This is a genomic window from Exiguobacterium sp. s183 (assembly GCF_018617655.1).
Classification (GTDB): domain Bacteria; phylum Bacillota; class Bacilli; order Exiguobacteriales; family Exiguobacteriaceae; genus Exiguobacterium; species Exiguobacterium aestuarii_A.
The window spans coordinates 311,852-327,229 of record NZ_JACSKN010000002.1 but is presented as its reverse complement, the minus strand read 5'-3'; the positions used below and the strand labels follow the sequence as shown (position 1 = coordinate 327,229).

18 protein-coding genes are annotated in these 15,378 nt (G+C 50.3%); 17 read left to right on the top strand and 1 reads right to left on the bottom strand.

Annotation, left to right across the window (positions count from 1 at the left end):
- The first annotated feature begins 4 nt into the window (after window positions 1–4).
- The 9 genes from KNP62_RS07115 (at window position 5) to KNP62_RS07075 (ending at window position 6,795) form a co-directional block, all read left to right on the top strand.
- Window positions 5–247 carry a type B 50S ribosomal protein L31 gene (locus KNP62_RS07115; RefSeq protein WP_012727387.1) on the top strand — a complete coding sequence of 81 codons (243 nt, stop codon included), beginning with the start codon at window positions 5–7 and terminating at the stop codon, window positions 245–247.
- Between the two features lie 99 nt (window positions 248–346).
- Window positions 347–1,570, top strand: coding sequence for a cation:proton antiporter (locus KNP62_RS07110; RefSeq protein ID WP_214784811.1), 1,224 nt, complete (start codon window positions 347–349; stop codon window positions 1,568–1,570).
- A gap of 106 nt (window positions 1,571–1,676) precedes the next feature.
- Window positions 1,677–2,288 (top strand): thymidine kinase, encoded by a 612-nt coding sequence (locus tag KNP62_RS07105; RefSeq protein ID WP_214744592.1) that lies wholly within the window; start codon window positions 1,677–1,679, stop codon window positions 2,286–2,288.
- A gap of 82 nt (window positions 2,289–2,370) precedes the next feature.
- Window positions 2,371–3,441 (top strand): peptide chain release factor 1, encoded by a 1,071-nt coding sequence (gene prfA, locus KNP62_RS07100; protein WP_074036532.1) that lies wholly within the window; start codon window positions 2,371–2,373, stop codon window positions 3,439–3,441.
- The gene (gene prmC / locus KNP62_RS07095; RefSeq protein WP_445236753.1) at window positions 3,438–4,298 is read left to right on the top strand and encodes a peptide chain release factor N(5)-glutamine methyltransferase; all 861 of its coding nucleotides are present in this window, start codon (window positions 3,438–3,440) and stop codon (window positions 4,296–4,298) included. The genes prfA and prmC overlap by 4 nt, the downstream gene beginning before the upstream one ends.
- Window positions 4,279–5,289: an L-threonylcarbamoyladenylate synthase gene (locus KNP62_RS07090; protein WP_214784809.1), complete on the top strand. Its 1,011-nt coding sequence runs from the start codon at window positions 4,279–4,281 to the stop codon at window positions 5,287–5,289. Before prmC ends, KNP62_RS07090 begins: the two co-directional genes overlap by 20 nt.
- Before the next feature lie 21 nt (window positions 5,290–5,310).
- Window positions 5,311–5,811, top strand: a complete 501-nt coding sequence (locus tag KNP62_RS07085) for a low molecular weight protein arginine phosphatase (RefSeq protein ID WP_214694549.1) — start codon at window positions 5,311–5,313, stop codon at window positions 5,809–5,811.
- Window positions 5,812–5,815: 4 nt separating this feature from the next.
- Window positions 5,816–6,256: a ribose 5-phosphate isomerase B gene (gene rpiB, locus KNP62_RS07080; RefSeq protein WP_214694546.1), complete on the top strand. Its 441-nt coding sequence runs from the start codon at window positions 5,816–5,818 to the stop codon at window positions 6,254–6,256.
- A complete protein-coding gene (locus KNP62_RS07075; RefSeq protein ID WP_483299207.1) occupies window positions 6,253–6,795 on the top strand; it encodes a TIGR01440 family protein in 543 nt (180 codons plus the stop codon). The genes rpiB and KNP62_RS07075 overlap by 4 nt, the downstream gene beginning before the upstream one ends.
- A 48-nt stretch (window positions 6,796–6,843) precedes the next feature.
- Here KNP62_RS07075 and KNP62_RS07070 read toward each other — a convergent pair whose 3' ends face one another.
- Complete coding sequence (locus tag KNP62_RS07070; RefSeq protein WP_214784805.1) at window positions 6,844–7,629, bottom strand: alpha/beta hydrolase; 786 nt, start codon at window positions 7,627–7,629, stop codon at window positions 6,844–6,846.
- Between the two features lie 128 nt (window positions 7,630–7,757).
- On the opposite strand from KNP62_RS07070, the gene glyA reads away from it, so the two are divergent.
- The 8 genes from glyA (at window position 7,758) to upp (ending at window position 15,222) form a co-directional block, all read left to right on the top strand.
- Window positions 7,758–9,011, top strand: a complete 1,254-nt coding sequence (glyA, locus tag KNP62_RS07065) for a serine hydroxymethyltransferase (protein WP_074035858.1) — start codon at window positions 7,758–7,760, stop codon at window positions 9,009–9,011.
- Between the two features lie 4 nt (window positions 9,012–9,015).
- Window positions 9,016–9,960 carry a hypothetical protein gene (locus tag KNP62_RS07060; RefSeq protein WP_214784803.1) on the top strand — a complete coding sequence of 315 codons (945 nt, stop codon included), beginning with the start codon at window positions 9,016–9,018 and terminating at the stop codon, window positions 9,958–9,960.
- A gap of 99 nt (window positions 9,961–10,059) precedes the next feature.
- Window positions 10,060–10,308 (top strand): hypothetical protein, encoded by a 249-nt coding sequence (locus KNP62_RS07055; protein ID WP_214784801.1) that lies wholly within the window; start codon window positions 10,060–10,062, stop codon window positions 10,306–10,308.
- 65 nt (window positions 10,309–10,373) lie between these two features.
- A complete protein-coding gene (locus KNP62_RS07050) occupies window positions 10,374–11,051 on the top strand; it encodes a response regulator transcription factor (protein WP_214744568.1) in 678 nt (225 codons plus the stop codon).
- 2 nt (window positions 11,052–11,053) lie between these two features.
- Window positions 11,054–12,289 carry a HAMP domain-containing sensor histidine kinase gene (locus KNP62_RS07045; RefSeq protein WP_214784799.1) on the top strand — a complete coding sequence of 412 codons (1,236 nt, stop codon included), beginning with the start codon at window positions 11,054–11,056 and terminating at the stop codon, window positions 12,287–12,289.
- A gap of 108 nt (window positions 12,290–12,397) precedes the next feature.
- Complete coding sequence (locus tag KNP62_RS07040) at window positions 12,398–13,093, top strand: hypothetical protein (protein ID WP_214784797.1); 696 nt, start codon at window positions 12,398–12,400, stop codon at window positions 13,091–13,093.
- A gap of 187 nt (window positions 13,094–13,280) precedes the next feature.
- Window positions 13,281–14,489: a hypothetical protein gene (locus KNP62_RS07035; protein ID WP_214784795.1), complete on the top strand. Its 1,209-nt coding sequence runs from the start codon at window positions 13,281–13,283 to the stop codon at window positions 14,487–14,489.
- Between the two features lie 103 nt (window positions 14,490–14,592).
- Window positions 14,593–15,222 (top strand): uracil phosphoribosyltransferase, encoded by a 630-nt coding sequence (gene upp / locus KNP62_RS07030; RefSeq protein ID WP_074035874.1) that lies wholly within the window; start codon window positions 14,593–14,595, stop codon window positions 15,220–15,222.
- Window positions 15,223–15,378 lie beyond the last annotated feature (156 nt).

Below are 15,378 nucleotides of genomic sequence, written 5' to 3'. Positions count from 1 at the left end.
AGCAATGAAACAAGGAATCCACCCAGAATACCGTAAAGTCGTATTCATGGACTCGACGACAGAATTCAAATTCATCACTGGTTCAACTCGTTACTCTAACGAGACAATCACGATGGAAGATGGAAACGAGTACCCACTCATCCGTGTCGATGTATCTTCTGATTCGCACCCGTTCTACACAGGTCGCCAGAAATTCGCATCTGCAGATGGTCGTATCGAGCGCTTCAACAAGAAATATCAACGTTAATCGTAAAGTTGTATGCTCACCGCCTAGGGATTGCCCTTGGCGGTTTTTTGTTGCATAGACGCGGGTAAAGAGACAAAAGACTGTCGTTAGGGGGCCGTTATGGAACTTATACTCATCAGTATCAGCTTGTTAATCGGGGTCGGCATCATGTCACAGTGGTTGGCATGGCGCTATCAAATTCCGGCAATCATCATTATGACGCTCGCCGGGGTGTTGGCAGGTCCGATTCTTGGGCTGTTTGATCCGCGTGAACTACTAGGGGATTTATATAGTCCCATCATCTCGTTTGCGGTCGCCATCATCTTATTTGAAGGAAGTCTCGGTCTTCACTTCAGCGAAATCAATCAATTCCGACGGTCGATCGTCCGCATCGTCACGGTGGGAGTCGCCCTGGCGTTCGTCGGAATGTCGCTACTCATTCAATATGTCGGCGGGCTACACTGGGTCGTCGCGTGGACGATGGGCGCACTCTTCGTTGTGACGGGTCCGACTGTCGTCATTCCGTTATTGCGACAGGCGCACTTGAAAGATCGTGTCGGAGCGATTTTGAAGTGGGAGGGAATTATCGTCGATCCGGTCGGGGCGCTGCTCGGGCTCTTCGTCGTCCGGCTCGGATACATCGTATATGAAGGAATGGACTTATGGATGCAGCTCTTGTTTGCCGGTGCTTGTATTGTCGGGATCGGACTCGGGTACTTGTTTGGGCATCTCCTCATGGGGTGGTTTGTCGCGGAGAAAGTACCACGTTACCTGCGTGCCTCGGTCACATTGACGGCCGTCCTCATTTTGTTCTCGCTCAGCGAACTCATGATGCATGAAGTCGGTCTTCTCGCCGTGACGGCGATGGGGATGACGATGGCCAATACGAAACATCGGGACGAAGAGATTATCGAAGAACTGCAATCGTTTAAAGAAGACATTTCAATCTTGCTCATTTCGTCTGTCTTCATCTTATTAACGGCGTCGCTTTCACGCGCAGAACTCTTAAATATCTTCCAATGGCCGCTGCTCTTGACGATTGCCGGGATTCTCTTCTTGGTTCGTCCGGTTGCGATTTACTTGTCAACGATTGGGGGAGGATTGCCGCTAGCGGAACGAGGATTTATCGGCTGGATTGCACCGCGTGGAATCGTCGCGATGACGGTCGCTGGATTTTTTGCAGAAGAAGTCGCGCATCTCGGGATTGACGATGCGAAGCAAATGTTGCCGCTCACGCTCGGACTCGTCTTCCTTTCCGTAACGTTACACGGTCTTACGATTCGTCCGCTCGCACGAAAATTGAAATTAATTGATGTGCAAAAAGAAGCGAAAGCTGACGAGTAAAGGACAGATTCACTTCAAAGAGAATTTGGAAGAAGTCAACCCTTTTCCTCAACTCGAAAGATAGGTATAATCGGAAAGCGATTATCGATGGAGAGGGCGAAGAACAATGATGCATGTGACGAACCGATATGGTTGGATTGAAGTGATTTGTGGGAGTATGTTTTCAGGGAAGTCGGAGGAATTGATTCGCCGTGTCCGCCGCGCTCACTATGGAAAGATTCCGGTCCAAGTGTTCAAACCAGCAATCGACGACCGGTATCATGAAGAGAACGTCGTCTCACATACGGGCAACTCGGTCGTGGCGGTACCCGTCGCGTCGAGCCAAGACTTATACGATGCCGTGCGCGAAGAAACGCAAGTCATCGCAATCGATGAGGTACAGTTCTTTGACGAAGGGATCGTCGATGTCATCGAACAACTCGCGAACGAGGACAAACGCGTCATCTGCGCCGGGCTCGATATGGACTTCCGAGGTGAACCGTTCACAATGATGCCTGAGCTGTTGTCGCGTGCAGAGTTTGTGACGAAACTGCAGGCGATCTGCTTGTCTTGTGGTGCACCGGCTTCACGGACGCAGCGCTTGATTGACGGACAGCCGGCTCGTTATGAAGATCCGGTCATCTTGGTTGGGGCTTCGGAGTCGTACGAACCGCGATGCCGTCATTGTCATGACGTACCGAATAAACCACATCCGGTCCGCCATACGGTGGCAGACTGATGAATCGACGGACCGCCCTCGGCGGTCCGTTTTTTTGCTATAATAGATAGAGTTTGATTTGACGGAGAAAGGACGGATCATCATGTTTGACCGTTTAAGTGTATTAGAAGATCGCTATATGCAATTGAATGAAATGCTCGCCGACCCAGAAGTGCTCAGCGACTCGACGAAGTTGAGACAATATTCGAAAGAACAGGCGCAGTTAGAAGAGACGGTACAGATGTATCGTCAATATAAAGAGAAGAGCGAGGCGTTCAAAGAAGCGAAGGCGATGCTCGAAGACCGGACACTCGACGCCGACATGCGCGAGCTTGCTAAAGAAGAGATGAACCTCTTGGAGCCGGAAGTGAAAGAGTTAGAAGCGAAGTTGCGGATTTTGTTGCTTCCGAAAGACCCGAACGATGATAAGAACGTCATCGTCGAAGTCCGGGGTGCAGCAGGAGGAGACGAGGCAGCCCTTTTCGCAGGCGATTTATATAAGATGTACACGCGCTTCGCCGAGCGTCAAAACTGGAAAGTTGAACTGATTGACGCGAACTATACGGAGCTCGGTGGGTTCAAAGAAGTCACGTTCATGATCAACGGGGCAGGTGCCTACTCAAAACTCAAATTTGAGAACGGCGCGCATCGTGTACAACGCGTCCCGTCGACGGAGTCAGGTGGACGGATTCATACGTCTACGGCGACGGTTGCCGTCTTACCTGAAGCGGAAGATGTCGAGGTGCACATCGATATGAAAGATGTACGTGTCGATACGTTCACATCGTCAGGTCCAGGGGGACAGTCCGTCAACACGACGCAGTCCGCTGTCCGTTTGACACACATCCCGTCTGGTCTCGTCGTCTCGTGTCAGGATGAGAAATCGCAACATAAAAACAAAGACAAGGCGATGAAGGTCCTTCGGGCACGCCTATATGACAAAATGCAAAGCGAGCATATGGAAGAACTGTCGGCACAGCGGAAATCTGCTGTCGGAACAGGGGACCGCTCTGAACGGATTCGCACGTATAACTTCCCACAAAGTCGTGTCACCGATCACCGTATCGGATTGACGCTCCAAAAGTTAGATCGTGTATTAGCGGGTGAACTCGAGGACATCATTGACGCCCTCATCATGGATGAACAGGCACGTCTCATGGAGGATGCGGAATGATGCGTGTCGCCGCGCTACTCAAGCAGACAGAAGAGCGGCTTCAAGAGGCCGGGCGTGACCGTGCGGCTGCCGAATGGTGGCTCATGCACGTGCTCGATGTCGACCGGACGGGTCTCCTCATTCGATTGTCGGATGAACTATCCGCGGATGAAGCGGAACGGTTCGAAGCCGGAATCGAGCGTCTATTGACTGGAGAACCCGTGCAACACGTGATCGGACAGGCGCCGTTTTATGGTCGCTCGTTCGAAGTGAATCGGGACGTCTTGATCCCAAGACCGGAAACAGAAGAGTTGATTGACTGGCTTCTCGGACAAATTCGTCACGTAGCGGACGATGAAATCGTGGATGTTGGAACAGGGAGCGGGGCGATTGCGATCACGCTCAGTGTAGAACTCGGTGTCCGGGTACAGACGGTCGATATTTCCCCGGAAGCGATTGCGGTCGCGAAACGGAATGCGGAAGCGCTCGGTGCGAATGTTCTCTTTTATGAAGGAGACGGGCTCGCCCCGATTGCCGATCAATCGATTCGAATTCTCGTCTCGAACCCACCATATATCGAGGCAGACGTGCTATTAGATGAAACGGTTGTCGGTTATGAACCGCATCTCGCACTCTTTGGCGGAGCGGATGGGCTCGATATGTATCGCCAACTGATTTCAGAGTCAGTGCGCGTCTTACGTGCCGATTGGCAATTGATTGCGTTTGAAATCGGGTATAACCAAGGACAAGATGTGAAATCATTACTGTCTGAACGTTATCCTGAAGCAGAAACGGGTATTTTAAAAGATATAAACGGCAAGGACCGTATCGTCTATGCCGTAAGGGAAGGGATTGCGTATGGAAACGAAATGGATTAAATCGAATGAGATTGAAGAGGGGGTACGTCTTCTTCAAGCGGGTGAAATCATCGCCATGCCGACAGAAACGGTCTATGGTCTCGCAGGGGACGCCATGAATGATGTGGCGATTCGCAAGATTTTTGAGGCGAAGGGCCGACCGTCGGATAACCCACTCATCGTCCATATCGCTTCAATCGAACAAACGAAGTTGTTTGTCGATACGATTCCTCCTGTTGCCAAGCGCTTGATGGATGCGTTTTGGCCAGGCGCTTTGACGGTCATCTTGCCTTCAAACGGCCGAGCCTCATCGCTCGTGACCGCAGGACTGGATTCCATCGGACTTCGGATGCCGAATCATTCGGCGGCACTTGAGTTGATTCGCGAGTCAGGCTTAGGACTTGCGGCACCAAGTGCGAACCGTTCCGGGCGTCCGTCTCCGACGACCGCTCAACATGTGGCTGACGATTTGGCCGGGCGGATTGCGGGGATTGTCGATGGAGGACCAACTGGAATCGGCGTCGAGTCAACCGTCATCGATTGTACGGGTGACACGGTGACGATTTTACGACCGGGTGGCGTGACGCGAGAAGAAATCGAAGCTGTCATCGGACCGGTTGCCTTAGATGCCAATTTGAGTGACGACAAAGCCGCACCACGATCACCGGGAATGAAATACACGCATTATGCCCCAACGGCGCCCGTCTTTTTAGTCGATGGCACACGTCAGGATTTGCAACGTGTCATCGAGGAGCGGAAGCAAACAGGGTTGCGGATCGGTGCACTCGTATTCGATGAAGAGCCGACAATGGCTGATGTCACCTATTCCCTCGGTACTTCGATGGAAGTGGCGGCGCAACGTTTATACGATGCCCTTCGTCGATTTGATGAAACGGACGTCGATGAGATTTATGTGAACAAGATTGAACCGGTCGGGGTCGCCTTAGCCGTTTACAACCGCTTGTACAAAGCGGCGGGAGGGAAGGTCGTTCACCCGACGAAAGATGCCTAAAGACATAGAGGAGGACACGCGATGTCAATGAAACGCGTATTATTCATATGTAGTGGCAACACGTGCCGAAGCCCGATGGCGATGGCCTTGCTCCGTTCGAAAATGACTGGGGACGAGTTTGATATTCGCTCAGCCGGTCTACGGACGATGCAAGGATTCGATGCTTCTGAAAATGCACTGCAAGTTCTCAGAGAACGTGGGATTGAGCTCGATCACGTCACCCAGACGTTCGATGAGGTGTTAGGAAATTGGGCGGACATCATCTTGACGATGACACGTGCGCACCGTGAACAAATTCGGGATACATACCCGGATTTGGCGGAGCGGACGTACACGCTCTACGAATTCGTGACAGGGCTTGAGCGAGACATCAACGACCCGTTCGGCGGTTCGATGAATGTGTATCGTCAAGTGCGAAACGAACTCGAGCCACTCGTGAATCGACTTGTGCTAAAATTAACGAATGATGGGTCAAAGGTGACGAAACCACCGAGACGCCTACCAAAGAAGACGGGGGAATGAACGAATGAAAATTGCAATTGGCGCCGATCACGGCGGATTCAACTTAAAGAGAGACATCGTAGCATTGCTTGAGGAACTCGGACATGAGTATAAAGACTTTGGCACGCACTCGGCTGACTCGATTGACTACCCAGACGTAGCCATTCCGGTCGCAGAAGCTGTCGCGGCAGGCGAATTCGATCGCGGAATCTTGATTTGCGGTACAGGAATCGGAATCGGGATTGCAGCGAACAAAGTCAAAGGGATTCGTGCGGCACTCGTTCACGACTCATTCAGTGCGAAAGCGACACGTCAGCATAACGACTCGAACATCATGACGATGGGCGAGCGTGTCATCGGACCTGGTCTTGCGGTCGACTTGGTGGCGACGTGGCTCGATACAGACTTTGAAGGCGGTCGCCATTCAAATCGTGTCGACAAGATGAGCGCATACGAATCGAAGTGAGCCCGATGAAGACGGAACTTCTCGGATTATTAACGGAGCTTCACGAACGGTTCCCGTTACATGATGAGCGTATTCTCGTCATCGGATGCTCCACGAGTGAAGTGCTTGGGAAGACGATTGGGAAGGCAGGGTCCATCGACGTCGCAGAAGAGTTGATGGAAGCTTTCCTTGAGTTTAGAGAGAAGACAGGTGTCCATTTGGCGTTTCAAGGGTGCGAGCACATCAACCGTGCTCTCACCCTGGAACGACGGACGCTCAAGCAGTTCGGTCTCACGGAAGTGACGGTCGTTCCTGTCCGTTCAGCGGGTGGGGCGATGTCGGAGAAGGCATATGCGAACTTCGAGGAACCATGTGTCGTCGAATCGATTCAAGCGGATGCGGGAATCGATATCGGCTCGACGTTGATTGGGATGCATTTGAAGCCAGTGGCCATCCCGGTCCGACTATCGTCGAAACATCTCGGCGAAGCGTACGTCACGTTCGCAGTCACGAGACCAAAACTGATTGGTGGGCCAAGGGCTCAATATCCAAACAAATAAAAAGCATCGCATTCAGGTTTTTCGACCGAATGCGATTCTTTTTTGTGGTTATAATTCTTCTCCGAATAAATACGACACGACCATCGGGAAACGTTCGCGCCAGGCAAGTTCGTTATGGACGCCTTCTTCGATCACTTCGAAACGGATGTGCTCGACCTTGTCTTTTAACAGGTTGTACACCCGTTCGCTCGACTCACGGTACATCTCGTTCGTCGGTCCGTTCTCCATCGGTTCTTCGACTTCTTTGGCACCGACATCTAAATAGAGACGTTCTACACCTTTTAAGTCACTCGCCTCAATCAATTGCTCCAGCTCGGTTTGATTGAACCAAAAGGCAGATGATAAGGAAGCGACACGCTTAAAGATTTCAGGATACACACACGCTGCGTAGACCGAGATGAGTCCACCCATCGAGCTTCCCATCATCGCCGTTTCTTCCGGAATGGTTCGGTAGTCGGTATCGATTTTTGGTTTCAATTCTTGAGCGATATATTCGATGTATGCCGATCCTTCTCCGCCGAGGACGATGTCTCGTCCGAGCAGGCTGTCTCCGATGTATGGATTTTCCCACGGTCCGTACTCATCGAGTCGCTTTTCCCCAGGTGCGCTATCGAGAGCGACGACAATCAAGTCACGTTTCGAGGCGTCTAAATATTCACCGACGCGCCAGCTCATGTTATAGCTTGCCTCCTCGTCGGCGAAACAGTTTTGCCCGTCATGCATATAGAGAACGGGATACCGTTTTTCCGATGTCTCATAATCGGCAGGTGTATAGACCCGAAGCGTTCGGGTGCGTTCGAACGGTGTAATTGTGATTTCTTTTGTCTCAATCATGAAGTGACCTCCTTTGGATTCTCTCTAAATGATACCCAACTTTTCGTCAGATTATAGCGATACCCAAAAAAACAAGCGTGTGGTACGATGGGGGTGTTGATTTTTAGACATTTAGAGGGGGTCTTCACATGGTAAACACGACGAAGTTAAAAGTGCAGGATGCAGAATTGTTTGAGGCAATGCAACACGAGCTCGGTCGTCAACGCGACAACATCGAACTCATCGCTTCAGAAAACTTTGTTTCAGAAGCAGTCATGGAAGCGCAAGGAGGCGTATTGACGAACAAATATGCCGAAGGATATCCAGGACGCCGTTATTATGGTGGCTGTGAGTTTGTCGACGTCGCTGAAAACTTGGCGCGTGACCGTGCGAAAGCATTGTTCGGTGCAGAACATGCGAACGTACAACCACACTCTGGTGCACAAGCGAACATGGCAGTTTATTTCACAGTGCTTGAAGCAGGAGACACGGTGCTCGGGATGAACCTATCACACGGTGGTCACTTGACGCACGGTAGCCCGGTCAACTTCTCGGGAGTGCAGTATAACTTCGTCGAATACGGTGTAGACAAAGAGACAGAACACATCGACTATGACGTCGTCGCAGCGCTCGCGAAAGAACATAAACCGAAATTGATTGTCGCGGGAGCATCGGCTTACCCACGTACAATCGACTTCGCGAAGTTCCGTGAGATTGCAGACAGTGTCGATGCGTACCTCATGGTCGATATGGCGCACATCGCTGGACTCGTGGCAGCAGGTCTTCACCCGAACCCAGTCGAGCATGCGGATTTCGTCACGACGACGACGCACAAGACACTTCGTGGACCACGTGGCGGTATGATTCTTTGTAAAGAAGAGTTTGCGAAAGCAATCGACAAATCCATCTTCCCAGGAATTCAAGGTGGACCGCTCATGCACGTCATCGCAGCGAAAGCAGTCGCGTTCGGAGAGGCGCTCCAACCAGAATTCAAAGAGTATCAACGTCAAGTCATCGCCAATGCACAGGCACTTGCGGCTGGTCTTGAAGAAGAGGGGCTCCGAATCGTATCGGGCGGAACGGACAACCACCTCTTACTCGTCGACCTTCAAGGAATCGACATCACAGGGAAAGCGGCGGAGCATGCGCTCGACGCTGCAGGAATCACGGTCAACAAAAACACGATCCCATTCGATCCAGCATCACCGTTCGTCACAAGCGGAATCCGTCTCGGTACGGCAGCGATGACGACGCGTGGCTTCAAAGAGGACGATATGCAAGAAGTGGCACGCCTAATCGGTCGTGTACTCAAACAACATGAAGATGAGTCGGTACTCGCAGAAGCACTTCAAGACGTGCGTACGTTAACTGCGAAGTTCCCACTTTACCCAGAACGAGGCTGAGTCAATGGACATCCGGACACTCGCAGAACGAGAGCTATCCGAACTCCCATTGTTCGATATGACGGAATGGTTGGCTCGTAAGGGGGAACACGACCCATCTTTCCGTCTTGTCGCCAGTGAGTTCGGGGTCATCACGACGCTCCTCGACCATGGCTATTACGAAGAAGCGAGCGAACGAATCGTACCGCTCCTCGGGATGAAAGTGCCCGCTGCGTTCCATCGACTAGGTCTTGCGCTAGAAGTGAAGGCGAACGGGAAAAAAGCGGCCAAGCGCCGCTTTCGTTCGTTTTCTCCGGCCGTCATCCAGCACTCAGATTTAGCCGAGTGGCGACAGGCGTTCAAGTTTGATAAGAAATGGCTCGGTCTTCCGCTCGTCGTGGGACTTGCTGCCGCTGCGCTCGTGTTTTGGCCAGATACCCCACCTCCGATTGTCCCGCCAAGCGAGACCGATCAAGTCGTCGTCGAGACGGTGACCGAGGAAGAGGCGATGGCGGAGCGCTTGAAGGAACTAGAAGCGGAAGTCGCTCGACTTGAGAAGGAAAATGAACAGCTACAAGGTCAAGAAGAAACGTCAAGTGATTCGGCGGAAGAGAAGCCGGATCAAGCGACTGACGTCGTGCCGTTAGCGGAGGTCGAAGCGCTCGTACAAGACAAACAGTACGAGCAAGCTGAACAGTTGCTCGACGGGAAAGCGAAAGCAGGTCAAGAGCAGGCGGTTGGATTTTATCGACTCCTTGTCGACAATAAGTTAGGAAAAGCGAAAATCGCGGATTACGCGGCTTATCTCGATTCCTATCCTGAGTCTGGGTACAAGGCAGATGTCCTATGGATGAAAGGGATTGCCGAGAAAAAAGCGGACGATCCGGCTTATCGGGATACGCTGACGACCGTGTCAGAAATGAAAGGAACGTATTGGGCGCCGATTGCGAAATCCGTGCTCGACGAGTGAGGTGTTGCGCAAGCAACGCCTTTTCTCATGAAATTTTAATGAACTCCACCTCGATTTCTCGTTTTCACCTCGTATGATGCGAGTAGGAGGGATGCACGAATGAAACGTTTAATGAAAATGATTGGGAGTAGTCTGTTGGCAATCGGCCTGATGGGAATCGGACTTGCCGGTTTCTTGTTCTTTACGACACCGGGGCAATCAAGCCTCACGCAATTGTCGCTCGCGGCAACGGGCATCGAGCAGCAAATCGAGCAAGTGGATGCAACGTGGGACCAATGGGAAGACCGTTTTGAACGAAAAGTTGAATCGGTAATCCCGGAAGGCGTCCGTCTGTTTTTTGAGGATTGATTTCGGGAAATGAATACCAATACGTCGAGCGGTCCGCTCGGCGTTTTTTCAAAGGAGTGAGCAGGATGCAGACGATTCTGGTCGTAGAAGATGATTCGAAGATTGCACGGTTACTGGAACTAGAGTTGAAGCATGCAGGGTATGAAGTCGTCGTGGCGACAGATGGGCGTAGTGGTTTAGAGCGGGCCGTCGCCGACGAAATCGATCTCGTCTTACTCGATATCATGTTGCCTCAAATGAGCGGACTCGAGGTGGTCCGTCGATTAAAAGAAGAACGACCACTGTTGCCCGTTCTCATGGTGACGGCTCGGGGAGACCGCTATGACAAAGTGAGTGGACTCGACCTAGGTGCCGATGACTACATCACGAAACCATTCGAAATTGAAGAAGTGCTCGCTCGAATCCGGGCGTTTTTGCGCATGCGCCAGCTCGTTCGGCAGGACCATTCTGAGCATGTCCTGACCTATGAGACACTCAAAGTCGATGTGAATCGACATGAAGTGTATTGCGAGGGAAATAAAATCGATTTGACGCGACGGGAGTTTGATTTATTGGTCTTCTTTTTAGAGAACCCTGAGCGCGTCTTGACCCGTGATCAACTCGTCGAACATGTGTGGGGATTCGATTACTTTGGTGACACGAACGTTGTGGACGTATATGTCCGTTATGTCCGAAAGAAACTGACCGGTTCTTGGATTCAAACCGTCCGTGGTGTCGGGTATATGTTGAAGCGTGGTGAGTGAGCATGTTACGTACAAAAATCGCCTGGGCGATGACCGGGTTCATGTTGCTGCTCCTTCTCGTCTCGTTTGGCGTGACATGGTTCGTCGCGAGGCAAGAGATCGTCGATTCACGTTTTGATGTGTTACTACAAGCGTTAAACTTATTAGAAGAAGACGTCCGAAATAGCGATGCCGTGCTGTCCCTTCATGAAGACAGTGTCGTTCTAGAGCGTCAAGAAAACGGGGAGTGGGGAATCATCGGTGGAGAAGTGCCGGACGGGACGACATTTCCCATCAATTACGGAGAACCCGCACTCATCGATGACTGGTTCGTCGTCGCCACGACGGATGGGCTGGCATTCGGGTTTCAAGACCGAGCGGTGAGTGACACGATTCAAGCGTTGGCGACAATTTTTCTCGTCATGTTTTTCCTAGCCGTGCTCTTGACGTTCCTCGGTACATGGTGGATCTTACGCCAAGGGCTGTCGCCGTTACGGCGATTGACGGAGACGATGGAACGGATTACCGAATCGGGCAAATTAGAAACGATTGAGGTCGATGACCGGAAGGACGAAGTGACGCTCCTTTCGAACGGATTCAACCATATGATTGAACGGGTCGAAGGGACAATGGACCAACAGCGTCGTTTCGTCGCCGATGTTTCACATGAACTAAAAACACCACTGACCGTCATCGAAGGTTACGCGAAATTATTGCAGCGCTGGGGACAAGAGGACGAGAGTGTCCGCGCCGAGGCCATCGATCATATTTTGACGGAGTCGCGACAGATGCGAAACGATTTGATTGAACCGATGCTAGAGTTAAATCGCTTCGCTGCGCTTGAAGAGGTCGACCGAGAAGACATTGATTTGGCTGAGCTTGGAGACATGTTAACAGAACGATTTTTACGGTCGCACGGCGTACACCTTCCCATCGATGCGAACGGTAGCTGGTATGGACATCGTGAATCGTTACAACGCATTCTCGTCATCTTGATCGATAATAGTTTGAAATATGCAAAAGAGACGAGTCTTCACCTGACAGATAATCGAATCGAAGTGCGAGACAGAGGACCTGTCTTATCAGATGAAGTTAGAGCTCGTTTGTTCGACCGCTTTTATCGATTGGATGAGGCGAGGGACCGGAGCGGCAGTGGACTTGGTCTTGCGATTGCGAAGGAAGTCGCAGATGTGAACGGCTGGACAATCGGAAGCGAACCGAATGATCCTGACGGCAGTGTATTTTTCCTCACTCGATGATGAACATTTCGCATTTTCTCATCAACTTCTAATGAAGCCTTAAATGCGCTCTCACACACGAGGCTTATGATGAAAATAAGAAGAACACATTATGAGGAGGAAATGAACATGAAACGCATCGGCTGGATCATCGGAGCTTTACTTGGTGTCATGGCAATTGTAGGGATTGGATTTTATGTGAGTGGGAATCAGACGGACACGGTCATCGTCCCGCAAGCGATCAATCAAGCGAGTGACGACTCAGCACAAGACCAATCGGATGATTCTTCGTCAGCAGAGGATTCAAGCGTCAACGCATCCGACGACTCATCATCTTCACGAGTAGAAGATGACTATGAACTATATGGAACGCTAGTCAGTCTGACAAAAGAAGATGTCACAATCAGCTTCAATGGGAAAGAATCGACGTACCGATTAGCACAAACACATGAGATTGACGACGATACACCGCAAGTCGGTGACCGAGTGAAACTCGAATTGAATCGAGATGATGAAGTGAAAGAAGTGGACCGTGAGAGCGGAGATGATGATGCATACATTACTGGAGCACTCGTCAAACTCACAGATCAAGAAGTCACAATCAACATCGATGGAAAAGATAAGACGTATCCGCTCGCTGCACGATCTGAAATCGATGACGATACACCTCGGGTCGGAGATCTTGTCAAACTTGAATTGAATCGAGATCAAGCAGTCATCGAAGTGGACAATGAATCCGACGATGACCAATATGAGCAAGAGGATTCTTCACAGGACGATTCATCACAAGATGACTCTTCTGAAGATGAACGTGAGAATGATTAATTGAAGGCTCGAAAGAACCAATCTCTCAAGAGGTTGGTTTTTTTGTAGAAATCTATCCAATCAAAAGCTTCTACTCAGCCATCAGAAACGTAATAATTCTGAAATCATCACAAAAATAGGTTATATGTTATGATGTACAAGAAAAATTTAGGTGGTTTTCACCTAATTGGGAATGAGGGGAACATCAATGCGGACGTACTGGGGAATCTTACTCAGTTGTATCTTGTTGAGTGGATGTGGTGCCGAGACGTTGAACGCGATTGAATTACGTCCTTTGTCATCTTATCGAGTCGAACAAGAGCCTGAGGTGGCATTAACCGAACAAACGAAAGAAAATATACTTACATATTGCGAGAAGCGTCCGACCGATGTCTTACCGAAACGAAGAGCAAAAGTGGCGGAAGTGACATTCCGTCATCCCCTTTATGAAGCACTCGGCTATAAAAATGTGAAGTATTTTGCTGCGGGAGAAGAGCGATATCTCACTTGTGCCAACAGTAACCAATTGATGGAGCGGACGTTTGCGATCGAACCGATTCCAGAGTTTGAAGCACTCGACAAGGAACGATTTGTCGAGTCAGAGGTCGTCTCGACGATTGAGTTTGATCGCGTCGAGGACATGAAAGAAATTACGAGTGCGTTTAAGGTGAACGATGCACATGAAACGGTCATCCCAGATTCTGCATTTCGTTACACGACGCCGGACACGGGCGCAATTTACGTGACGTTTGAGACGATTCGGAACGGACGGACGCTCGACCCGATTGTCGAACCGAGACTCTTTCCGTTTCAAAGTGGAGAAAATGAAGGCTATGTCTTTTTGACGAAGAGGGCCGATGATCGAATCGCCCTGCAAATTGGAAAGGGACCGTCGCTCAGACAACTCGTTCTTCCGAGTATGTACGAAGCGCCGTACATGAAAGTCGATGCTAAAGAAGAGGACCTCTCGCTCGTTGGAAACCATCGAGAACTGATGAAACGAATCATCCTCTCGGAACAACCAATCGAAGGGGACGTGTCTGAACAGACCTCACTCGCACTCTCGAAAACATATGGAACCGTCCTTGAAATCTGGGGGCACGTCCGCCGACCTGTCCAGAGTAAGATGTCTTCACGACCAGCGGATGAGGACATGCAACTCGCTGTCTTTGAATCAAGTCGAGATACGGTCTGGTTAGATGGACCAAAAACTCAAGAACTGTTTGATGAATTGTCTCACGTCCAGATGCGCGAGAAGCCGACGAATGCCGTCAACATAGGGCAATTACATTTATATAGAGAATTGACGAAACAGTCGTTTGACGTATGGAAGACGGAAACCGAACTTTACTTGATTGACCAACATACGTCTCGGTCATATGAACTCCCTGCGAACGACTATTTCCAAATCAATTAACGTTCAGGGCGTCTGACCTCTATTAAAATAGAAGTTGGCTCTACCCATCTCAACAGAGTTAGGGTACAATGCTCGAGAGAGAATGAGAGAGGAGTGAAGCAAGATGGGAAAAGTACATGTTTATGACCATCCTTTGATTCAGCACAAAATGACGATTATGCGAAAAGTAGAGACGGGGACGAAGCAGTTCCGTGAACTCGTCGACGAAGTTTCTTCACTTATGGCATACGAAATCACGCGCAGCCTACCCCTAACAGATGTAGAAATCGAGACACCGGTCTCTGTTTCCACTCAAAAGATGATTGCCGGCAAGAAATTGGGAATCGTCCCTATTTTACGTGCAGGACTTGGTATGGTGGATGGGTTCCTCAAAATGATGCCGAACGTAAAAGTCGGCCATATCGGTCTCTATCGCGATCCGGAAACACTTGAGCCACACGAATACTACTTGAAGCTCCCGACAGACGTGACGGAACGCGACTTCATCGTCGTCGACCCGATGCTCGCAACGGGCGGTTCGGCTGCTGATGCCATCGCGGCTCTTAAAAAACATGGAGCGAAGTCAATCAAGTTGGCTTGTCTGTGTGCAGCACCAGAAGGCGTCGAGCGTGTACAAGCAGAACATCCGGATGTAGAGATTTATCTCGCAGCACTCGATGAAAAATTAAATGATCACGGTTATATCGTTCCTGGACTTGGGGATGCGGGTGACCGTTTGTTTGGTACGAAGTAAGAATGAAGCGGAAATCGTCGATGCGATTTCTGCTTTTTTTCATAATGCATCTTGAATAATTTTTGTCATTTTTGAATGTCACAAAATAGACACAAAAGTGAACGGAAAGAAATCAAAACACGAGACACTTGAATGCTGTTTCTTCTTATTTAAAGG